The sequence below is a fragment of the Pengzhenrongella sicca genome, from assembly GCF_017569225.1.
In the GTDB taxonomy this organism is placed as follows: Bacteria; Actinomycetota; Actinomycetes; order Actinomycetales; family Cellulomonadaceae; genus Pengzhenrongella; species Pengzhenrongella sicca.
In genome coordinates, this window is record NZ_CP071868.1 from 2,034,308 (window position 1) to 2,054,969 (window position 20,662).

The 20,662-nt window shown below is 65.5% G+C and carries 20 protein-coding genes and 1 tRNA gene; 8 read left to right on the forward strand and 13 right to left on the reverse strand.

The genetic code is table 11. The annotated features are described in order from the left end of the window. Positions 1–33: 33 nt before the first annotated feature. Both J4E96_RS09360 and J4E96_RS09365 read right to left on the reverse strand, forming a co-directional pair. Positions 34–879 (reverse strand): hypothetical protein, encoded by an 846-nt coding sequence (locus J4E96_RS09360; protein ID WP_227425470.1) that lies wholly within the window; start codon positions 877–879, stop codon positions 34–36. A gap of 555 nt (positions 880–1,434) precedes the next feature. Then, positions 1,435–2,367, reverse strand: coding sequence for a nuclease-related domain-containing protein (locus J4E96_RS09365; RefSeq protein WP_227425471.1), 933 nt, complete (start codon positions 2,365–2,367; stop codon positions 1,435–1,437). A 244-nt stretch (positions 2,368–2,611) separates the two neighbouring features. On the opposite strand from J4E96_RS09365, the gene J4E96_RS09370 reads away from it, so the two are divergent. Further along, complete coding sequence (locus J4E96_RS09370) at positions 2,612–3,256, forward strand: hypothetical protein (RefSeq protein WP_227425472.1); 645 nt, start codon at positions 2,612–2,614, stop codon at positions 3,254–3,256. Positions 3,257–5,269: 2,013 nt separating this feature from the next. Here the strand turns inward: J4E96_RS09370 and J4E96_RS09375 are convergent. Beyond that, the gene (locus J4E96_RS09375) at positions 5,270–5,761 is read right to left on the reverse strand and encodes a hypothetical protein (protein WP_227425473.1); all 492 of its coding nucleotides are present in this window, start codon (positions 5,759–5,761) and stop codon (positions 5,270–5,272) included. 413 nt (positions 5,762–6,174) lie between these two features. Between J4E96_RS09375 and J4E96_RS09380 the strand changes: the two genes are divergently transcribed. Continuing rightward, positions 6,175–6,540: a hypothetical protein gene (locus J4E96_RS09380; RefSeq protein ID WP_227425474.1), complete on the forward strand. Its 366-nt coding sequence runs from the start codon at positions 6,175–6,177 to the stop codon at positions 6,538–6,540. A gap of 3 nt (positions 6,541–6,543) precedes the next feature. Here J4E96_RS09380 and J4E96_RS09385 read toward each other — a convergent pair whose 3' ends face one another. Continuing rightward, positions 6,544–7,011 carry a hypothetical protein gene (locus tag J4E96_RS09385; RefSeq protein ID WP_227425475.1) on the reverse strand — a complete coding sequence of 156 codons (468 nt, stop codon included), beginning with the start codon at positions 7,009–7,011 and terminating at the stop codon, positions 6,544–6,546. A 507-nt stretch (positions 7,012–7,518) separates the two neighbouring features. Between J4E96_RS09385 and J4E96_RS09390 the strand changes: the two genes are divergently transcribed. Next, complete coding sequence (locus tag J4E96_RS09390; RefSeq protein ID WP_227425476.1) at positions 7,519–7,917, forward strand: hypothetical protein; 399 nt, start codon at positions 7,519–7,521, stop codon at positions 7,915–7,917. 811 nt (positions 7,918–8,728) lie between these two features. Beyond that, positions 8,729–9,304 carry a hypothetical protein gene (locus J4E96_RS09395; RefSeq protein ID WP_227425477.1) on the forward strand — a complete coding sequence of 192 codons (576 nt, stop codon included), beginning with the start codon at positions 8,729–8,731 and terminating at the stop codon, positions 9,302–9,304. A gap of 200 nt (positions 9,305–9,504) precedes the next feature. Here J4E96_RS09395 and J4E96_RS09400 read toward each other — a convergent pair whose 3' ends face one another. Further along, a complete protein-coding gene (locus J4E96_RS09400; RefSeq protein ID WP_227425478.1) occupies positions 9,505–10,329 on the reverse strand; it encodes an RCC1 domain-containing protein in 825 nt (274 codons plus the stop codon). Positions 10,330–10,619: 290 nt separating this feature from the next. On the opposite strand from J4E96_RS09400, the gene arr reads away from it, so the two are divergent. Beyond that, positions 10,620–11,081, forward strand: a complete 462-nt coding sequence (gene arr / locus J4E96_RS09405) for an NAD(+)--rifampin ADP-ribosyltransferase (RefSeq protein WP_227425479.1) — start codon at positions 10,620–10,622, stop codon at positions 11,079–11,081. 200 nt (positions 11,082–11,281) lie between these two features. On the opposite strand, the gene J4E96_RS09410 is transcribed toward arr, so the two are convergent. Beyond that, entirely contained in the window at positions 11,282–11,728 is a 447-nt protein-coding gene (locus tag J4E96_RS09410; protein WP_227425480.1) for a hypothetical protein, read from the reverse strand. 486 nt (positions 11,729–12,214) lie between these two features. Between J4E96_RS09410 and J4E96_RS09415 the strand changes: the two genes are divergently transcribed. After that, complete coding sequence (locus tag J4E96_RS09415) at positions 12,215–12,793, forward strand: SMI1/KNR4 family protein (RefSeq protein ID WP_227425481.1); 579 nt, start codon at positions 12,215–12,217, stop codon at positions 12,791–12,793. A 168-nt stretch (positions 12,794–12,961) separates the two neighbouring features. Here J4E96_RS09415 and J4E96_RS09420 read toward each other — a convergent pair whose 3' ends face one another. From J4E96_RS09420 to J4E96_RS09435, 4 genes are all read right to left on the reverse strand, one after another. Then, positions 12,962–13,399, reverse strand: a complete 438-nt coding sequence (locus J4E96_RS09420; protein WP_227425482.1) for a hypothetical protein — start codon at positions 13,397–13,399, stop codon at positions 12,962–12,964. A 119-nt stretch (positions 13,400–13,518) separates the two neighbouring features. After that, positions 13,519–13,779 (reverse strand): hypothetical protein, encoded by a 261-nt coding sequence (locus J4E96_RS09425; protein ID WP_227425483.1) that lies wholly within the window; start codon positions 13,777–13,779, stop codon positions 13,519–13,521. Positions 13,780–14,131: 352 nt separating this feature from the next. Then, a complete protein-coding gene (locus J4E96_RS09430; RefSeq protein ID WP_227425484.1) occupies positions 14,132–14,668 on the reverse strand; it encodes a hypothetical protein in 537 nt (178 codons plus the stop codon). A gap of 484 nt (positions 14,669–15,152) precedes the next feature. Further along, positions 15,153–15,226: transfer RNA gene (locus J4E96_RS09435), tRNA-Leu, on the reverse strand. A 103-nt stretch (positions 15,227–15,329) separates the two neighbouring features. Between J4E96_RS09435 and J4E96_RS09440 the strand changes: the two genes are divergently transcribed. Continuing rightward, entirely contained in the window at positions 15,330–16,019 is a 690-nt protein-coding gene (locus tag J4E96_RS09440) for an ANTAR domain-containing response regulator (protein ID WP_227425485.1), read from the forward strand. A gap of 213 nt (positions 16,020–16,232) precedes the next feature. Next, on the forward strand, positions 16,233–17,498 hold the full coding sequence (locus J4E96_RS09445) for an ABC transporter substrate-binding protein (RefSeq protein WP_227425486.1): 1,266 nt from the start codon (positions 16,233–16,235) through the stop codon (positions 17,496–17,498). 374 nt (positions 17,499–17,872) lie between these two features. On the opposite strand, the gene J4E96_RS09450 is transcribed toward J4E96_RS09445, so the two are convergent. From J4E96_RS09450 to J4E96_RS09460, 3 genes are read right to left on the reverse strand one after another with little or no spacing between them, the layout of a single operon-like run. Then, on the reverse strand, positions 17,873–18,724 hold the full coding sequence (locus J4E96_RS09450; protein ID WP_227425487.1) for an ABC transporter ATP-binding protein: 852 nt from the start codon (positions 18,722–18,724) through the stop codon (positions 17,873–17,875). Continuing rightward, positions 18,721–19,680, reverse strand: a complete 960-nt coding sequence (locus J4E96_RS09455) for an ABC transporter ATP-binding protein (RefSeq protein WP_227425488.1) — start codon at positions 19,678–19,680, stop codon at positions 18,721–18,723. Before J4E96_RS09455 ends, J4E96_RS09450 begins: the two co-directional genes overlap by 4 nt. Then, positions 19,670–20,656, reverse strand: coding sequence for a branched-chain amino acid ABC transporter permease (locus tag J4E96_RS09460; protein WP_227425489.1), 987 nt, complete (start codon positions 20,654–20,656; stop codon positions 19,670–19,672). The genes J4E96_RS09455 and J4E96_RS09460 overlap by 11 nt, the downstream gene beginning before the upstream one ends. Between the last annotated feature and the right edge of the window lie 6 nt (positions 20,657–20,662).

Consider the following 20,662-nt stretch of genomic DNA (forward strand, 5'->3'; position numbering starts at 1 on the left):
GCAGGCACATTTCCGGGGAGGGAGGGTCGGTCACTACCAGCGGAGACGGGCGATCTCGGCGGGCCCTCCTTCAATCATCTCAGTAATGAGATTCTTGTCGCTCGCGATTCTGAGCGAGCCGCTTTTATCCACCCAGATCCTACTGATCGACCCGTAGTCGAGCGACAGCAGTTCTGCGGGCGTGACGTGAAACACGAATTCGAAGTTGCCGAAATCGTTGCCTAGTTCGGCATATGCGACTGTAGATTCCCCGATGTGTAGTGGGCGCGTGGTTCTGTGGTCCGCCACGCCCAGCCCGGCAGCCGACAAGGCGATTTCGCACGAACGCTCGACCGCCCACGCAACCTGGCGGATCAGGAAAGCGCTCAGAGCCATGCCGCTGACTCCGAAGACTCTCGCTCGGTCGAGTAGATCGGGAACAGTGTGGCTCACGTGAGAGCCTGTGGTGTTTGCAACGGCGGTCACCAAGCGTGCATACGAAAAGGTCGTCCTTTGCGCGGCCACCGGAATTCTGATGGACTTTAGATCGAGCCAGCTGAAGAACCCAACCTCGCGGCGCGGGCCGTTTGGGTTGGGATCAATTTTCGCCGCACGATAGTCTGGCAAGTTTCCGAACGCTAGGACCGTTCCCGCTGGCTCACTAGGCGCGGGTGACACGACGACCGATGGAAATGCGTAGCCGAAGTCGCGCTCCAATCGCCGGCATACTCCGTTCCCTTTGCCGTCTGATATCAAGGTCCGAAGGAGCGATGCGAGCGTCTCCCAAGCGTGCGGATCTCCTGAATCGGCAAGATCGAGTGTCGAACTCAGGCGATGCAACGTAGACCTTGCTCCAGCGACCAGGTCTTCAGGCGTTGCCGGTCGAATTGCGTTGGACACGAACCTGAGCGTAGATCAGTTGTCGACGTGACCAAGCGATAGTGAACGGAACCATCATCAGCACCTCCTTGCTCCACCCGTCTCATCTCAGGGCTACAGGCCTCTTCGCGCACGTCCTACGCCCCGCTTCCTGAGCGAAGGATGGGCGACCGCCGGGCGCTCCTTCGGTGCTGAACCAGCCCCCGCAGGACCGTTGCGCTGCCACGCAGTGCGTCGACATCGGGAGCGATCGGTTCCCTCCCAGCCGGATCGCCGTGTTCGACGACGTCGTCCACTCGACGAGTTCCTTCCGCGTCGCTTCACGGTTCAGCCCGATGAAGCCGGGCACGACCACGACTAGGCAATTCCGCTACCACCATCCCGCAGCGGGCATGCCCCGCGCAGGCTGAATCACTGCGGTACTCCATGGAAACTCCACGGCAATGACGGCCGTCGGATGCGCGCAGCACCCGGCGCCTACCTGTCGGTCAGTGACGACCTACGCCGGCTACGAGCCGTTCGATCGACGGTTCAACGACAACGGTGGGCGGGCCACCGCAGAGTGGACCACGGCGATCACGCGACGGGGTACGCGGCGGCGAGGGCGCGATGGATCTCGCTGACCGCGGCATCTTCGATGAGGCCGGGCGCAAGGAGCTGCTCGCTGGCCTTCTTGGGCCAAAGGACGTCCACGCCGTCGATGACGAAGGAGCCGCCGAACAACGGCCAGTCGGCGTCGACGAAACAGAGCATCCCGCGGACGGGGACGTCAGGGAAACCAGCCTTGGCGAGAGCGGCGTGAACGAGGGCAACCTGCTTGTGCACGCCGTCGACGATCTTCGTAGAGACGCGAGATCCGACGACCAGCGTCGATATGCGCGGACGAAAGAGACCGCCTGTGGTCACCACGTGCGGGCGGCCCTTGTAGCGCTTGGCATCGATGACGAACACGCCGGCTGGACTCACGGCGATGTGATCAATGTTGGCCCGCGTCGGAGGGATGCGGCGATCGTGCAGCGTCAGCACCCCGCGGGCCGTCAGCCTGTCCAACCCCTGCCCGAGCACTTCCTCGCCCTTGGCCCCACGTGCCCAAGCGGTGGTGCTCTGGGGCTCGTCGGACAACGCGAGAATCAGCCCGCCCAGCCGTGGGTGGGCATCGCGGATACGGGCCTCGCGCTTGGCTGATCGACGCTCGTACTCGCGACGTGCAGATCCGCCGGCCGCGCCGCTCTCGACAGGTGCCGGCCGTGGCTTGCGAATGGCGGGAGTGCTCACCGCCTCGACAACCTCGAGGATCTCGGCGGGCTTGATGACCTCGGCGACTGCGTCGGGGACCGGGCAGGTCACGCAGATCACCGTCTTCGTCGAGCGGTCGTACACGGCGCGAACTCCAGCATCGAGGTCGACCCCGCAGTCCCGGCACCTACCCGCGTACCGCAGGCGCATAATCTTCGTCGTCGCTGGAATGTCGATCGGTGTGGCCACGTACTGGTGATCGGCGCGCAGCACGCCTGGCTCAAGGCTTCTGGGGCCGGTCAATACATCTGAGCCTCTCCCTGGACGTGCGGGCGCCTCTGGCGCGACCGGCACTTCGGCCGCCATCACCGCGATGGCCTCGAACCGCCTTCTGGGGGCTCCCCTTGCCCAGTAGTTCGATCGCCTGCAGGCTTTGCGCGTCCTGGCCGAGCCGCCGCGTAGCTGTCGTCAAACGGCAACGTCAGCGCTCTCAGTCGAGTGTAGATTCGGTGGCCTGATGCCCGATGAGATGCCCCATGACGTGCGCCATGATTCTTCCAAGGGCGTTCGAGCGTGGCGCGAGTCTCTGACTGATCGTGACGAGGGGACTCTCCTGGCATGCCTGCGCGCTGCGGTCGAGGGGCCATTCTTCCCGGACTGGGAGTTTCACACGCTGTTCGGGCTCGACCGAGATGAGGTTCGGGCTGTTCTCACGTCCTGGCCGAGTTGTGAGAATCCGGAAGATCAGTTCAGTGCTGTGAACAACGCGATGAACAACCTGCTGGGCTATCCGCACGGCCGAGACGATGTCTGGCCGGAGTTCATCCCTGCTTCGCGGACCGAGGTCGACGATCTCCTGTGGAGGATCCGGGAGGCGAGTGGCGCCAATGACGACGTCCGTGCTTGGCTTGCAAATCAACTCGAGGGATTTGCCGCGATGGAGGCGGAGAACCTGATACGAAAGTCATCTCTCTTGCGAGACGTGGTCACCGCCGCTCGTCGATACACAGTGCCGATCCCTGACCGACTTTTGCGGGCATGCGGACCGGAGGGACTCGACGGTCACCGGGGTGAACCGTCGCCGGCCGAGGCAGGCGTTTCACTCGACGTAGCCACCGAAGCGTCACCGAGCTCGTCGAGGTCGAGTGGGATGGCTTCATAGCTGTCGTTCAGTGTCGGACGCTTCAACATGTACGTGGCGTTATGTGCCGACTATCAAGCATTATGTGCGACCTTACATCCGTTTGGAAATTCGGATTGAGTCGTGTGAACTGGCTTCGGGCTAGAAAGCCCAAACTGATCTTGCGAGACGCTTATAATGGATGACCGCGCCTCGAGCAGGGCGAACTCATCGGGCGAGGCCTCAGTTGTTGGTGAGGCGGATCATACTCGCGACTCAATTCCTCCGCCCAAGAACGCGACCGGCGTCGCGCTAATCTTCGCAGTCTGTGATCTCGGCGACACTCCGTAAAGACGTGGCGTCGACAGGTAGCCGTGATAGCCCGTTCACCGGATCCCACACGAGGTATCGGCCCGAACCGCTGCCGACGAGCAAACTGAGCGCGCTCGTCGGGACTGACGGGCATACATACGAAGCCTGGAGTCCAAGTAATGCCCTGTAACCGGCTGTTGTTGCGGGGGTCGGGTTGCCGAAGGATTCCTGAACGCTCAGAGCCATATACTTTCCCGTGTACAAAGCCGCAATTAGCGAAATGCTGATGGTGGCAGCGACGAGATAGGTCGCGACCGGCCTCAAGACGTGTCGAGTTTCTCCGATCCACGTGCGCACGGGTTTAAATGTAAATATGGTGAGAGCGGCGACTATTAGTGGGACCGCCGCCCCTCGAGGGTGCTCGAGCCAATCGCTATTGATATATGGAACTAAGTTGATTGAACCAGCCAGAGTGACGCTTGCCAGTGGCGGGATGGCGAGAAATGTGCGTCGCCAGGACTTAGTTTGAAATAGGCTGCTAATCGTGGGGTCTGCACCCTTCGTGCGCGCAATAGAAGCTGCGCGTAACACGAGAAAAAGCACGCCTATAAGACATGCTGCCGCCACCCAAAGGGGGATTGGGATGGAGGCTAGCAGATACGTACCAATTAATACTGCGCTGGTGAAAAGGAGGGCCCATCGCCCATTTGCGCCGTCGAGGTCTGCGGCCGATTCCCGCAAGACGGCACTCAGCGTGGCAATAAGGGCCGCGAATGCCAATACGTACCCCGTCTGCCCCAGAAGCCATTGAACATCCCCGCGCAATGGATCAATGTCAGCAATCGAATTTGAAGCAGCGATCACGAGAATTAGTAGTAGCGTCAATAGCGAAACTAGTTGCGCCTGTGCTCGGCGTGCAAACATCGCCTTACCCAGTAAGTATATGCTTCCTAGGGCCCATCCGAGGAAAGCCAGCCCGACCAGCGACGGAATTAGAACGCTGTACCCGTTTAGGTCAGTGTCCTCCCAACTTGCACCGAACTCGTCCAGGTACCCGAGGCGTAGGGAAGCGACGATGGCGACACTGGTCGCGCCGATGATCGAAGTTCCTAACACTGCATCGCGCTTCGGGGTCGGGGCCTCCGTCGTGAGCAAGACGTTGGTTGGGTTGATCGCGCTGGAACCAGTGGCGGAGGTCAAGGATTTGTCTTGCGGATTCCCCTCCTTAGAGCCACGGCCTGCAAGAAAACTGCCGACGCAGGCGGCCAATAGCGCAGCAGCAGCACCGCCCCGAAGCATGCCGTGCTCGTGTCTTCCGTGGGGAAGCGATGCGGGAGGTCCCATGTGACTAGCCTGTCAGAACTGTTTGGTCGGATGGGTGGTCTTCGATGGTGGACTTTCCTGGATCGGACGTGGGCAGTCGCGCCCGACGTAGGTGGCGCCGAAGAGTTCGGACCGGGCACCAACCCGATCGCCCGCCGGCCCGACTGCTGCCGCAGGGGACGAGCCACCGTGCGATCCTGCCGGCTCTCGTGTCATTGCGCTCGAAACCGGTCCATGCGGACTGCTCCACACCGCCACGGTGGCCGAATCGCAAGAATGCCCGCCGGCAGAGGTGCCACCACTCAAACGACACCCATCACATACCTGTCGTTCAGGTGCTTTGACCGTGCGATGAGACTGCTGTCGTTGATGCTTGGCTTCGACGAACTGGGCCCCGCCGATCCGCGCCGACTTCGAGTCTCAGGATGGCGGCCCGGCGGGGCGCCAGTCCACGGTGCGATGCGCGAGCCACCATTGGCCGACTTGGTGGAATTGGAGCATGTGGGTGCTCGCCCCGAATCCGAACCTAGACATCGCCACCGGGAGCATTCTCGGCTTGCCGCTCTCGGGCAGGAGGTGGATCACCCAGGTGCCGGCACGCTGGGTACGCACGACCCCCTGAATCTCCTGCCAGGGCACAGTGCGCCGCGAGATTCCGCGGATAACCGCAGACTCGGGCGTCAGGTCGACCCCGCGGGTGCGCAGCCAGAACGCCCCGGCGATCGCAACCAGGCCAAGGCCCAGCCAGAACCTGCCGAGCGCCCCCGACCAGCCGAGGCTGACCGGAATTACCGACCGGTATAGCGCAGCGAACACGAGCGAGAGCACGCCGACGACGAGCAATTGGATCCAACTGTGACGCGGCGTTCGGAGCCTGACCACGGTCTCCGGTGCATCCTGCTCGACGGTCATGAGCGATTCCCGCGTTGCCCATGCAGGTACTGCGGCTCGGTGACGGTCACCCGACCCGGCCCCTTCGTTCCGCTCCCCGGCATCGAGGCCAATCCCTTCTGAGTCACCGAACTCCTCCGAGGATCACATCATTGCTTCGAGCAAGGTGCTGGCGCGGGGATTTGAGGGGCCTGGTCCGGGGGTCGTCCGTCCCGAACGCCCGACTGCACTTCGAGGAGGACGCCGAACGCCACGGCAATGCACGACTTACCTGTCGTTCAGCGACGTTCTCAACGACGTCTGCGTGGCGGAAGTGATGTTCAGCGGCCAACACAGCCGGTTGCACCCCGAGCCGTCCCTTCCTTCGCCGACTTGGCTGTCCGCTCTCTGCCGAAGAGCGGATGCGGCGGAGGTCGCGCTGGCATCCTCCTCTCATGCAGATTGATCGATTCGCCGACCGCCTCGACCCGGCGACGTACGCGGAGGACGACGAAGTCGTTGGCGTCTTCGAGTCTGACCCGTCGGACCAGGACGCGCTCTGGCTCTCGGCGCGACTCTTCCGTCGACTTACAGGCGTCGCATTAGCGTACGAACTCCACTCACTGCCGATGCTGGGTGGCCTGGATCCGGTTCGGCTGAACCGTGCACGGTGCGAGTCGTTGCTCGACGAGATTGCGTTCGTCGCCGAGCGACTCGACGACCCACTGGCTGCGGCGATGGCGCAGTCGATCACCGACTACCTCGCCGTTCGGACACGACGAGCGGCATGGGACGGCACCGTGATGTTCGAAGGCGACTAGCTGTCAGTGCTCTGTTGGTTTCTCTCCGACGCCGGCCCAATCTTGCAATCTCGGCACCAAGGCCTTTCCGGTCTGGCCGAACGTGGGAAGCGTGACGATTCGTTTGTCGTCGAGCTCGAGGACGAGGCTGCTCGACCACGATGGGCGGCCCGGGATCTCACCGCGGACAGCGAGTATCGCCGTGCGTGGGACGACGATAGGTCGCCACCTGCGCTGCAGTGTCACGGAGTTGTCGGTCAAGACGAGCGTCACGCGCTGGTACCCGAGCACAGCTGCGACGCTCAGGGCGAGGACGATGAAGAGGCCGACAGCCATGACGATGGCGACGTCGGCATCACCGCTTTCGCGGAACCTGTTCGCCCAATAGGCGAACAGGATCGACTGAACGATCACTTGCACCCACAGCCATGCAGGCTTCTTCGGGGATCGAGCGATGATCTCGGACGTTCCAGACTCCGGCTCAAGCGGCACGCTTCCTGACGGCACGTACAGCCTCCGGGTGGGTTCGGGGTTCCTCAAGAGCAGGCGTGTCGTCCTCGGCCCCGGTCAGAGCGTTGGCTGACTCATGTCGGAAGGAAGTGTGCCGTGCACACTGGGTTCGCGCCCGCTCGCGCGGCGAGCTTGCCCCTAGATGAATGGTCAGGCCCACCAGGCAAGCGATGTCACCAGACATCGTCGAAACGCTGCTTACCTATCGTTCAGCAACAACCACATCTAGATCTACTTGGCGTCAAGGACCGTTCGGCGTCACTGATTCGCGTGAGTTGATGCTCGCTCCGAGCCACCCGTCGTCGCCAGCGACCCACCGCGACCACGCCATCGTCGCGGACGTCGTTACCGACGAGTTGACGCTCTGGCCTATCACTGCGTACGCCGCTGACTTTTCCGAGACTCAGTCCCGATCGACCCAACCCGCGCAGCGCGCGTGGGACCGTGACATCTTGCTCCCACTCTACGTAACTCTCATATGCTCCGGGCATGGGCAGTGCCGACGACTGGACCTACGACGACGCGTTGATTCTCATATCCTTGCCAACCCGCGGGTGGACGTCCGTTCGGGGGATGTTGTCGACGGCTGACCACCACAATCACGGCGTGCCCAACCAAGAAGTCCTGGCTGAGGTCGTGGCGCGGCTGGTTGCTAGTGGGCTGGTCGGTACGCGAGACCGACAGCTCGGGGCAACGGCGAAGGGCCGCGCTCTGCAGGAGGGAACCAAGGCGAGTGGCGGCTACGACCTCATCGTCGAAGTACTCGACAGACTGGAAGCCATCCCAAGGCACGAAGGTCCGCCGATCGTCTCACCCGAATCGCTCGAGAAATCCTCCCGGCACTATGGGGACCCGTCGTGGCGGCGGCTCTGGCGTCGGATTACTTAGCCGCGTCCAGGCATCCACCACGGCCAGAGCCGGACGCACGCGGAGCATCCGCCTTAGTTCGACCGCACGAAAATGGGCTCAAGCCGTCGTGCGGTTTCAACTTCGATCTGGCCGCACGAAGGGAGACAGGCGACTTAACTGCAGGAACGGGGCGTTGTCGTCCTAGGCACTGTTCTCGATGTGCCTGGCCAGGTGGAGGTCACCTGGCCAGGAATCGCTCCTCAGACGGTCCTTCTGGACCCTGGCGTTCACGCGGAGGAGGAGTACTCGGTGGGTGGGGTCGTGGAGGTGTTGTCCGACCCTCGCCATCCGACACGGGCGCGGCTCGTCGGCTTCGAGCCGGATGCTGGCGAGACCGCCCGGCTGATCGCGTTGGCGCTGGGTTGCTTGCTCCTGGCGAGCGGCTACGCCAAGTGGGCGCGCTGGCTTGCCCTTGCCTACCGCAACCCGCCACCGACTCCGCCGGGACGACACCTAGCGGACGGGAGTCACTGACGCTCAGCCGTCCGTCTGCGACATAGCGGTCGTTCACCCCCGCCCAGGCGCGGACAACTTCCACGTGGACCTCCACCTTCGGCTCAAGCACTCGCGGTCGAGAACTGGCCATGACCGCACTCACGACTCGTACCCGTTTGAGCGCGCCCAGGGGTTGAGTGGGTGGACCGCGCAAAGCGGACGGCTCGGCTTCCCCGCGGGCGCCGTCCCGGACGAGACCGGGACGGGCTCAATCGATCGACGGCGCGCGTTGACGGGACGGGCCGTCATGGCCTGGTCCCAGACGATGAGGCTGATCAGGGTCGATATTGGGGCCATGAGTTTTCGATATCTTGCCGCTGCGCTCCCGGTGTTGCTGACCATGGGGATGCTGGGTGGGTGTTCGGCCCCGGACCGTGCCCCGAGCTCCAGCCCGTCGAACGCTCCGCTCGCCACAGCGGTGTCACCGAGCTTTCCGGCTCTCGCCGTCGGCGATGTCCTCACGGCGGAGCAGGCGACTGGGATCGCCCCCGGGGAGGTCGCGTTCGAGATGAACGACGGGACGCACGTCCTGGTCCGTACGGATACCGCCCTGCCGGAATCGGTCAAGGTCGACATCGCAGCACCCGTCGCGGCAGAATTCACGGGCAACGACGTTCCCGTCAGGATCGTCGAAGAGCTTCAGAACGCTCAGAGTCGAGTCGATGCGACCGGACGACACGCGATCATCGTGTTTCGAGTGATGTCCATGAGCGCTCCGGTGTGGCAGGCCAGCCGGCCGGCGCTAAAGGCAGCCGGCGACCACGAACGAGCTGGGTACTCGAGTGAGGCTGGCGCCACCGCTGCAGCGACCGCGTACATCGCAGCTCAAGACAATCCGTCCATCTGGGATCTCATCGACGCCGTGCCGTGACCAACTGCGCAACCTGTCGACAAAAAGGGTGGACGGACCTCGAAATCGCGTGACGGGCCGCCGATACTTTCGGCGCGGATCTTCCGCGACGCTAGTCGTAGACGACCTACCTGTCGCTACCTGACGGTGGGGGCGGCTTGGTTGCTCCGTCCGCACGCGTTCGAGGTACGGCTGGAATTCTGCGCGAGCACTGCTCAGCCTCAGATCTCGCACTGGCTATCGCTGTTGTTCCCCGTTGCCATGACGGTGCCGTCGGCGCGCAGGCCGAGGGTGTGGGTGGAGCCCGCCGCAACGGCCACGATGTCTCGCCAACGACTGATGTCGCACTGTCCGTAATCGTTGGCTCCGGCCGCGTAGACGCGACCGTCTGCCCTGATACCGACTGTGTGATAGCTCCCCACGCTCACGGCGTCGACATCGGTCCATCCGGCTAGGTCGCACTCTGGCGCGGTGCGACGTCCTGCCGCGACCACGGAGCCCATCGCCGTAAGACCGACGGTGTGAAGGTAGCCCGCGGCGACAGCTGTGAGCCCGTGCCAGTCGCCGACTTCGCACTGGCCGTGGTGATTGTTGCCAGTGGCGATTGCGGTGCCGTCAGCCCTGACGCCGACGGTATGCCAATCACCGGCGGCAATCGCGACCATCTCTCGCCACGGGCCGACTTCGCACTGTCGTTCAACTGTTCTACCGACGGCTCGCACGGTGCCATCCGCAAGGAGTGCGACGGTGCGTCGCCAGCCTGCCGCGACGGCTGTGACCTCACGCCACTCCAGAACCTGGCACTGACCGTCGCGATCCCAGCCCGTGGCCAGGACGGTTCCGTCCGAGCGAAGTCCGACGGTGTGTGACTTGCCGGTGTTCGTCGCGGTGTGAACGTTGCCAGCCGCCACCGTGGTGATGCCCGTCCAGCCAAGAACGTTGCACTCGCCGGCGGCGCCATTGCCCACGGCCCGGACGGTTCCGTCCGAGCTGGCGCAAACGGAATGGCGTCGACCGGCCGCCAGCGCAGTCACGTGCTCGTCCATCAACTGCCTCCTCAGTTGCAGCGTAGGTCCGTGGGACTGAACCGGTGCGACGCCCGGCCGAGACGAACCCGACACGTGCAGCAACGCGCACGATCGGGGTCACTCTCGAACCACGACTTACCTGTCCGGTTCAATGCTCGGTCCGAGCCGCTGCTCGGGAGCGGCGCGGACCTGACTTTCTTGCACACCGCGATCGCTGGGACCATGGGTGCGTCAACGACGCGCTTCTCGTCGCCGCTCCGGCGATCCGCGAGCCGCAGCGATCCGTGACGGACGAGGAGACGACAGTCATGGGAGAGCAGCCCAGCCCCCACTCGCCGGTCACTTACGACCGCTGCGCCCACGTCGAGGGCCCGTTTTACCACGGCACGAAATCCGCTCTCGGGGCCGGCGCGGAGCTCGTCCCTGGCTACGGTTCCAACTTCCAGCGAAGCCGGGTGTCCAACAACATCTACTTCACCACGCTCGTGGACACCGCCGCATGGGGAGCGGAGCTGGCGACCGCGCTGGCCGGAAGTGGGGATCGGGGGCATATCTACGTCGTCGAGCCCACGGGACCGTTCGAGGACGACCCGAACGTGACCAACAAGCGCTTTCCCGGCAACCCCACACAGTCGTACCGGACGAGCCACCCGCTGCGCGTCGTTGCCGAGTTAGCGAGCTGGCAAGGCCATCCCCCTGAGGTGCTGAAAGGAATGCTGGACCACCTCACGCAGCTCCGCGAGAAGGGACTCGACGTCATCGAGGACTGAACGGGAATTTGCCGCGGTGCGCCAATGGCCTCTCGGGCGCGACATGTCAATTGGAGAGTGCGACCGAGCCGCGCACCTTCGGCGCTGCGGACTGAAACCCCACGCATCGCGAGTCAGGACGGCGACTCCATCGGCGGCGGGCTCCACCGCCACGAGACCGTCGCTTACCTGTCGCTCAGCTTTGAGTCCTTCCGGTCAGCTCAGCGGACCGTTGGAGTCTCTCCGACGCCGGCCCACTCCTGCAGCGTCGGCACGAGAGTTGCTCCGGTCTGCCCGAACGTGGGCAAAGTGACGATCTGACCGGCATCCAGCTGCACGATGAGGCTGGCCGACCATGAGGGACGCCCAGGTATGTCACCTCGGACGGCACGAATGTCTGCGCGTGCGACGGTAATCGGGTGCCATCGGCGCCGGAGCAGCACCGCGTCGTCGGTCAAGACGAGCTCCACCCGTTGGAAGCCGAAGACCGCCGCGACACTCAAGATCACAACAATGGAGAGCAAGACAGTCATGACAATCGCGGCGCCGTCGTCACCCTCACGAAGCTTGTTGGCCCAGAATATGAGCAGCAGCGCCTGCGAGAAGATCTGCGCCCACAACCACAGCGGCTTCTTCGCGGAACGAGCGATGACCTCATGCGTGCGCATCCCCCGGGCAGGCGGTGAACTGCTGGACATCGACAAGTGCGCCTCCGGAAGCTGGGCATCGATCGGTCCCTGAGGAGCCGATCCATCGCTAACTGCCGGGCCTCGTAACCGAGGGGCTGCGACGCCGAGCAATCCGCCAGCCAACCGCTGCACCGAGCAACCACCCGACCACCATTGCTGGAGCCCAGATCAATGGCCGCTCTGCCACGACCGAGCCGACAAAGAAGCCAGCGAAACCAAAGATGAGACCACCCAGTGCGCCTCCACGCTTGACGAGTCGATCGACGTACGGAGAGAGGGCCATGCGCGAATGGTCCGGCAGGCGAAGTCCCAGCGCAACACGAAGCGCGCTCCGGGATGCGTCAAGCCGGCGGCCGCACAACTGTCGTAAGCGCTGGTCTCGTTCAATTCGTGGATCGGAGTCGAGGTGCCGGCGTCGATGTCGCCGATAGACCCGTGGGAGTGCGCGCGGCGATAGCCTCAGGTGTGCTGAGAACCCTGCTTGAGGACTTGTTGGTGCAGTGGGTTCGTCTCGGCGCGCCCGTCGTGGGTGCGCTCCGCCCGGGGCTGACCGAGGCTGAGCTGGATGCCGTCAGTTCAGAGCTGGGTCTAGAGCTGCCGAACGAGCTCCGCGAGCTCTGGTCCTGGCACGACGGTTGCGACGGCGGCCGCAACGGCAACATCGGTCCGGGCGGATACCAGTTCCTCAGCAGTTCCGACGCGATAGCGGCCTACCGCCTCAACATGCGCATCCATGGTGAAGAACCGGGTGATCTACCTTCGGAGCCGTCTTGGCGCAGGTCGTGGGTTCCCTTCATGACTCAAGACGCGCAGCGTCTCTACATCGACTGCGAACGGACGACGACGACACGCACGTCACCTATCCGGCTCGTCTCGTGGGAATGGGAGAACTTCGACGTCGACCGTGCGCCGTCCTTGGCATCCGCCGTGTCGATGTGGATCTGGCTGCTGGAATCGGACTACTACGCCTGGGACGCCGCCGGGTTCGTCACGCCCGTAGCTTGGGGACAGATCCCGATGTTCGCGCGCTGGACTCTCGCCTGAAGCGAACGGCACGTTCGAGGGTGAGCCCAAGAGCCCGGGGCCGACCGTCGAGCCATAGCTGTCGCTCACCGGCGGTGGGCCAGCGGACATCTGCTGCGTAAGGCGCCCTTCTCACGATGGGCGAACCGGCCGGGGCGCCGGCGAGCGCAAGACGGAGTCGGCGGGGTATCAGTCGATGTGGAGCTGGCACGCTGCGCTGGGCACGCCATCGACGGCGAACCGCAGGGAGAGGCGCTTTACGCCTTCCGCGGGCAGAGCGTGCCGCCACTCCGCATGCCATTCGGAACCGGAGCCGGCGACCTGCCCATCGAGTTTCTTCAACTCCTCGCCGTTCTCACTGGATACGACCATTTGAACTCGCGCGAGTAGATTTCCCGGCATCTGCGGGGGCGGTCCCGCCTCGTCGTGGCCGTGCACCTTGACGGCGCGGCCCCAGGCATCGAACTCGCGCTCCCACTGCAAATCTCTGCGATCCGTTGCGGCGTCTCGGACGCCATCCCACTCAAACTGAGCGAACTCGCTTTCGAGTGCGGCACGAGTGAGGACCACCCGCACGCCGTCAACCATCGCCACCGTGAAGTTCTCCGGCACCAGCAGATCACCCATAGGACGACGCTAGTGACCCTGGCCCCTACTGGTAAGTGCTCGAGTACAGCAGACTTCGTGTTCGCCCGAGTCCACGACTTACCTGTCGTCAAGCGGTGTTCTAGTTCCCGAGTGTGAGGCTAAGGCAACGTCGATTGAGGCGGCCGCGATGAACGCCCGAACGCCTGTTCCACGAAGCGCATCTCGCCCTCGTGGCACGCGATCCAGACCTTCTCGTCGTCGTCCAAACACTCCATGACCAGCCAGTCGGCTGGCATCTGCTTGTGGTCGGCCCGCGTGCCTTGTCGGACCGCAACAACTTCAAGTCGATCGAGGGGCAAGTCGTGACGAGTGATCGGCATCCCGCGATCGACAACGTGATGGATGCCGTCCTGGGTCACGACAAGTAGTCCACCGGGAGCCCGGCAGTACGGCCGGCTACCCACGACCCATCCGGGGAAGATCGCATCGCGCCCTGCCGTGAAGGCAGCAGCCGCTCTACGTCGGCGGGCCCGTCCGTAGAAGTACGCGCCCGCCCAGCCCCCGACCAGAACTCCGAGCACCTGGAAAAACAACTCCCACATGGTTGCCCTCTCGTCCGTGTCGATTTCCGAGAGCATGGCACGCGTACCTCAACGCAGGCGCTGCCGCCAGGAAGAACTCAGACCGGAACTTACCTGTCGCTACCTGGCCCGCATGCACTATGTCGCAATTGCCGGTTGTGGCGGGCAGAAGACTTCGCGGTGTCGCTCGTCACGGAGAGTCGAGGAAGACATTGTCGCTGATGCGCGTCCATGACCCGGGAGCCGAGGGAGCCGCGGCGCCGTCGGCAACGAGCGCAGCGGTGACTGATGCGGCACCTACATTGAGGCTGAGAACAATGCCTCGCTCGAGCGTGGTCCTGTTGCCACAGGTGGAGCCGGCGCCACCTTCTGCCCCCGAGATCGCGGTCACGAAGCAATAGAGGCCTGTCTCGTCGCGCGCCACCCAGAAGGTCGCGTCTCCAGCCTGAGCAACCTGCCGAGACGACGAAGCGATCAGGTCATCGGCACCAGAGTCAGGAAGGGCGTCAGCGGTACGCCGGGCCCGGTCCAGCAAAGAGATCGGAGTGCCTTGGTCGTTTGACCCGCGCGCCAACCCGATCGCTGCAACCGCGACGACGGCGATGCCGACAGCAACGATGAGGACTGCGCCGCGCCGGAGGCGACGAGCTCCCACGGGACCAGGTTCGTCAGGCGGCTCGTCGTCGACGAGCTCGACGTCCTTCAATCGGCGCTCTCTACTTGCCATGGAGACCATGGTGTCTCACACACGGACTCGAAGTGCCGGATCGGGATCGCTCTGCAGAGTCCTGACGTGTGACATTCTCTCGCCACTTACCTGTCGGAAAGCGTCGTTGGGCTGACCGTCGCGCAGTCGTTCTCCTGTCGGTCTGATAGCGCTGCTCCACCAGCCCCAACTCCACCAGCATCGACCGACCCTCCTCCCGGCGGCGGGATACACACCCACCAAGGAGAAGACGACACCCACCAGCCAGAACTGTCAGCCAGGAACCGGGGCCACTGTCACCCAGGAACCGGGGCCGCGTCCCGAAACTGTCAGCCAGCTACCGGGGCCACGATGTCCACCCTGAACCGGGACCGCACACGCGATTTGCGCACAGACCGCACAGCGTCCGTGCGTTCTTGCGTCGAAAACGATGGGTAAACGATGGGTGACTCAAATCGCGAGTCCGGTCCGCGGCGCGTTCCCGCAGGTCACAGCCACTTCCAAGTGCCCCGAGTGGGATTCGAACCCACACTGGATCGGGTTTGAGCCGAACGCCTCTGCCGGTTGGGCTATCGGGGCACGTGCGCCGCTGGACGGCGCGCCCGGTCAGGTTATCCGTTGTGTGGCGTACGCGACGACACAGGCTCGCATTCGGGGCCGTCGGCACCAGTAGGGTGTAGCAGTGACTTCAAAGGACGCAACATCGGGCGAGCCGACGGCGGCCGCCCCCCTGGATCTTCCCCCTCTGCTCGCCAAGCCGGCCACGGCGACGCCGGCTGCGACGCCGGGCCGGCCCGCCCGGCGCGCTGTGGTCGCGGAGGACGAGGCCCTGATTCGCATGGACGTCGTCGAGACGCTGCGCGAGGCGGGCTTCGACGTCGTCGGCGAGGCGGGTGACGGCGAGACGGCGGTGCAGCTGGCCACCGACCTCAAGCCCGACGTCGTCATCATGGACGTCAAGATGCCCGTCCTCGACGGCATCTCCGCCGCCGAGCGGATCGGCAAGGCGCACCTCGCGCCCGTCGTCCTGCTCACCGCGTTCTCGCAGACCGAGCTCGTCGAGCGCGCGCGCGACGCCGGCGCGATGGCGTACGTCGTCAAGCCGTTCAGCCCGGCCGACCTGCTGCCCGCGGTCGAGATCGCGATCTCCCGCTACGCGCAGATCTCCGCGCTCGAGTCCGAGGTCGCCGACCTCGCCGAGCGGTTCGAGACCCGCAAGCGCCTGGACCGCGCGAAGGGCCTGCTCATGACCAAGATGGGCCTGTCCGAGCCCGAGTCCTTCCGCTGGATCCAGAAGACGTCGATGGACCGCCGCCTGACCATGCGCGAGGTCGCCGACGCCGTCATCGAGCAGGTGGGCGGCGCCAGCTGAGCACCCGCTCACCCCGCTAGGCCGAACGAGGCCCGGTCCACCCCGAACGGGCGGTGGGCCGGGCCTGTCGTTTGTCACAAGTCTGCAACGACTTCCCGTGAGACCGCATTCGTCACATGCTGGACACACATCATGGGTACCTTTCCGGCACAGCCCTCCTCGGATAGATCGTCCGCCGCGGAGCAGAGGTACTCACCAGAGGGGTCGTACAGCATGATTCGATCGACAAATGCACTCCGCGCTGCGGCGCTTGCCGGAGCGGTTGCTCTGGTCCTGACCGCCTGCGGCTCAGACGACGGGGGTGGCAGTGACGAGACCGACGCGAGCGCTGACGCCTCGCCGCTGATCATCGGCACGCTCCTGCCCCAGACCGGCACGCTCGCCTACCTCGGCCCGCCCGAGATCGCCGGCGTCGAACTGGCCGTCCAGGAGATCAACGAGGCCGGCGGAGTGCTCGGAGCCGATGTCGAGGTGGAGAACGCGGACTCGTCCGACGCCGACCACGCCGAGGTCGCGACCCAGTCCGTGACGGACCTGCTGTCCAAGGACGTCCAGGTCATCATCGGTGCCGCGTCGTCGTCCGTGACTCTCAACGTGGTGGACGACATCACGGGTGCCGAGGTCGTCCAGATCTCGCCCGCGAACACCGCGACCTCGCTGTCCGGCTACTCGCCGTTCTACTTCCGGACCGCCCCGCCGGACACGGTCCAGGGCGCGGCGCTCGCCAACCTGATCACGGGTGACGGGCACAGCAACATCGGCATCCTGGTCTTCAACGACGACTACGGCACGTCGCTGCGCGACGTCGTCAAGGCGACGGTCGAGGAGGCCGGCGCCACGGTGACCTACGGCAACGCCGGCGAGGAGTTCGACCCGGCCGCGAGCAGCTTCTCGGGCGACGTCACCGCCCTGCTGGCGACCAGCCCCGACGCGATCGTCATCCTCGCGTTCGAGCAGACGAAGCTCATCATCCCGGAGCTCATCGCCGCCGGCGTCGACCCGACGACCCTGTACCTGGTCGACGGCAACACGGCGGACTACTCGGCCGACTTCGAGCCCGGCACCCTCGAGGGCGCCCAGGGCACCATCCCGGGCGCGTTCCCGAGCACGGAGTTCCAGGCCAAGCTCAAGGAGCTGAACCCCGACCTCACGGACTACGCCTACGCTCCCGAGTCCTACGACGCGACGATTCTCGCCGCCCTCGCGGCGGTCAAGGGTGGCGGGACCGACGGTCCGACCATCCAGGAGAACCTCGCGTCCGTCTCGGGCGCCGACGGCGGCACGGAGGTCTCCACCTTCGCCGACGGCGTCGCGGCACTCGAGGCCGGGGACGACATCCACTACGTCGGCCAGGCCGGCACCGGCTCGTTCAACGAGGACAACGACCCGTCGTCCGCGTCGATCGGCGTCTACAAGTTCGACGCCAGCAACAAGCCCGTCTTCGTGAAGGGCCAGGAGGGCGAGGTCCCCGAGTCCTGATCAAGGGCCGCTGAGGCGGCCGCCCACGCGGCGGCCGACCTCGGGGGATACGAACGGAACGAACGGAACGAACGGAAGGGCCCGGTACGGAGCAATCCGCACCGGGCCCTTCCGTCTGCCCCCGTCCACCCGCGCCCGTTCCCGATCACCGGCGCCATCCACCCGCGCCTGTGCACCCGCGCCCGGTTCCCCCGGCGCCCGGCAGCCCCCGTCCAGGCGCACCTCGCCGAGTGCGACGGAGTGGCGGCCGGCGAGGCCTCCTGGCCGCCACAACGTCGCACTCGGCGGATGCCGGGGAGCGTCCCAGGGGAGTGGAGGAGGCGGGCGCGCGAAAGGCCCGCCACCGCTCGCGGTGACGGGCCCTCGGGCGTGCGCTACGGCGTCGGCGGCGTGCTCGAGCCGGGGAGCAGGTCGGGCTTCGTGGTGGCCGTCTCGACGTCGGTCGCCAGGGTGCCGAGGTACAGCTCGATCACCTTCGGGTCGTTCATCAGCTGCCGGCCCGGGCCGGAGTAGGCGTTGCGGCCCTGGTCCAGCACGTAGGCGCGGTCGCAGATCTGCAGGCAGCGGCGCGCGTTCTGCTCGACGATGACGATCGACACGCCCGCGCGGTTGATCTTGCGGGTGCGGATGAACGTCTCGTCCTGGCGCACGGGGGACAGGCCCGCCGACGGCTCGTCGAGCAGCAGGACGGACGGGTTCATCATCAGCGCCCGGGCCATCGCGACCATCTGGCGCTCCCCGCCCGACAGCGAGCCCGCGCGCTGGCCGCGCCGCTCGCCGAGCGTCGGGAAGAGGTCGACGATGAACTCGAACCGCTCCGCCCACTTCTTCGGGGCCTGGTACAGGCCCATCTGCAGGTTCTCCTCGATGCTCAGCGAGGGGAAGACGTTGTTGTTCTGCGGCACGAAGCCCACGCCGCGGCGCACGAGCGCGTCCGCCGCGTTGTTCGTGATGTCCTCGCCCTTGAGCGTGACGGTGCCGCTGCGGATCGTCACGAGCCCGAAGAGCGCCTTGAGCAGCGTCGACTTGCCGGCGCCGTTCGGGCCGATGATGCCGACGAGCTCGCCGGGGTGGACCACGAGGTTGCAGCCGCTGAGGATGTCGACGCCGGGCAGGTAGCCCGCGACGAGGTCGGTCGCGGCGAGCAGCGGCTCGCCCGCGGGCGCGCCGCGGTGGACGCTGCTCGGGTCGCCGGTCGCTACCGCGGTGGTGGAATCCGTGCTCATCGCTTCTCCTCCAGGGCCTCGGCCTCGAGCTGCTCCATGACCTCGTCGGCCAGGAGCGAGTCGTCGCCCAGATCGGTGTCGTGGTGCGCGCCCAGGTAGGCGTCGACGACGGCCTGGTTGGCCATCACCTCCTCGGGCGGGCCCTCCGCCACGATGCGGCCCTCGGCCATGACGATGACCCAGTCCGAGATGTGCCGGACCATGTGCATGTCGTGCTCTACGAACAGCACCGTGGTGCCCGTCTCGCGCAGCGCGATGATGTGCCCGAGCAAGGACTGCGTCAGCGCGGGGTTCACCCCGGCCATCGGCTCGTCGAGCATCACCATCGTGGGCTTGCTCATGAGCGCGCGGGCCATCTCGAGCAGCTTGCGCTGCCCGCCCGAGAGGCTGCCCGCGAACTCGTCGCGCATGGCGCCGAGCTTGAACCGCTCGAGCAGCTCCTCCGCCTGGACGGTGATCTCCTTCTCGCGCGCGCGCCACAGCGGCGGGATCAGCGCGGTGAACAGGCTCTCGCCCGGCTGGTGCGTCGCGCCGAGGCGCATGTTCTCGATGACCGTCATGCGGCTCAGCGCCTTGGTCAGCTGGAAGGTACGCACCATGCCCGAGCGCGCGACCTTCGCCGCGGCCACGCCGGACAGCGACTTACCCTCGAACGTCCAGGTGCCCGTGCTGGGGTGGTCGAAGCCCGTCAGGAGATTGAACAGCGTCGTCTTGCCGGCCCCGTTCGGGCCGATCAGCGCCGTGATCGCGCCGCGCTGGATCTCGATGTGGTCGACGTCGACGGCGGTCATCCCGCCGAAGTGCCGGGTCACCGAGTCGGCGACGACGATCGGGTCCGGCTTGCGCACCCCGGGCTCGTGCGCCACGAGCGCGAGGTCGGCCAGGACGCGATCCTTGCCGGTCGACGTCGTCGCGAACGGCGTCGGCGTGGGAATCGGGTGGCTGTCAGCGGACATTGATGGCCAGCTCCTTCTTGTCGCCGAGGATGCCTTGCGGCCGGAAGATCACGAGCAGCATCAGCGTGACCCCGACGACGACCCAGCCGAACTGCTCGATCTGCTCGGTCCGCATGATCGACTCCGGGACGCCGTCGCGCATGACCGACTTGATCAGCATGAGGCTTGCCCAGAAGATGATCGACCCCAGCACAGGCCCGAACACCGTCGCGGCGCCGCCGAGCAGCAGCACCGTCCACACGAAGAACGTCATCGGGCGGCCCATCGAGTCGGGCTGGACCGCTCGTGGCAGCACGTAGATGATGCCCGCGATCGCGCCGATCACGCCGCCGAGCACGAGCGACTGCATCCTGTAGGCGTAGACGTTCTTGCCGAGCGAGCGGACGGCGTCCTCGTCCTCGCGGATGCCCTTGAGCACGCGGCCCCACGGGCTGCGCATGAGCAGCCACACGAGCCAGCAGGCGAGCCCGACGACGGCCCACGCCACGATGCGGATCCACCAGCTGTTGGAGGAGTTGGTTGAGTACTCGAACGGCCCGAGCGCGAAGGTCCCGTCGGCGAACGGCGAGGCGTCCTGGAAGGTGTCCTTGTAGCTGTTGCCGCGCAGCCCCGACGACGCCCCCGTGAGGTCGGTCAGCGCCGTCGACCGGCCGACCAGGCGCACGATCTCGGCCGCGGCGATCGTGACGATCGCCAGGTAGTCGCCGCGCAGCTTGAGCGTGGGGATCCCGAGCAGGAGCGCGAAGATGGCCGAGCAGGCGATCGCCACGAGCACGGCGGCCCACAGCGGCCAGCCGGCGATCGTGGAGATCGCGAACCCGTAGGCCCCGAGCAGCATGAAGCCGGCCTGGCCCATGTTGAGCAGCCCCGTGAGGCCGAAGTGGATGTTGAGGCCGATCGCCGCGAGGGCGTAGGCGGCGGTGGTGGGCGCGATGATCTCGCCCGCGACGTTCGTGAGGATCCGGGTCCAGTCCATGACGAC

Coding starts and splice junctions, on each gene's coding strand:
- J4E96_RS09370 (WP_227425472.1), top strand. CDS start 2,612: ATGCCCGATGAGATGCCCCATGACGTGCGCCATGATTCTTCCAAGGGC.
- J4E96_RS09375 (WP_227425473.1), bottom strand. CDS start 5,761: ATGACCGTCGAGCAGGATGCACCGGAGACCGTGGTCAGGCTCCGAACG.
- J4E96_RS09380 (WP_227425474.1), top strand. CDS start 6,175: ATGCAGATTGATCGATTCGCCGACCGCCTCGACCCGGCGACGTACGCG.
- J4E96_RS09390 (WP_227425476.1), top strand. CDS start 7,519: ATGGGCAGTGCCGACGACTGGACCTACGACGACGCGTTGATTCTCATA.
- J4E96_RS09395 (WP_227425477.1), top strand. CDS start 8,729: ATGAGTTTTCGATATCTTGCCGCTGCGCTCCCGGTGTTGCTGACCATG.
- J4E96_RS09400 (WP_227425478.1), bottom strand. CDS start 10,329: ATGGACGAGCACGTGACTGCGCTGGCGGCCGGTCGACGCCATTCCGTT.
- arr (WP_227425479.1), top strand. CDS start 10,620: ATGGGAGAGCAGCCCAGCCCCCACTCGCCGGTCACTTACGACCGCTGC.
- J4E96_RS09410 (WP_227425480.1), bottom strand. CDS start 11,728: ATGCGCACGCATGAGGTCATCGCTCGTTCCGCGAAGAAGCCGCTGTGG.
- J4E96_RS09420 (WP_227425482.1), bottom strand. CDS start 13,399: ATGGGTGATCTGCTGGTGCCGGAGAACTTCACGGTGGCGATGGTTGAC.
- J4E96_RS09430 (WP_227425484.1), bottom strand. CDS start 14,668: ATGGCAAGTAGAGAGCGCCGATTGAAGGACGTCGAGCTCGTCGACGAC.
- J4E96_RS09445 (WP_227425486.1), top strand. CDS start 16,233: ATGATTCGATCGACAAATGCACTCCGCGCTGCGGCGCTTGCCGGAGCG.
- J4E96_RS09450 (WP_227425487.1), bottom strand. CDS start 18,724: ATGAGCACGGATTCCACCACCGCGGTAGCGACCGGCGACCCGAGCAGC.
- J4E96_RS09455 (WP_227425488.1), bottom strand. CDS start 19,680: ATGTCCGCTGACAGCCACCCGATTCCCACGCCGACGCCGTTCGCGACG.
- J4E96_RS09460 (WP_227425489.1), bottom strand. CDS start 20,656: ATGGACTGGACCCGGATCCTCACGAACGTCGCGGGCGAGATCATCGCG.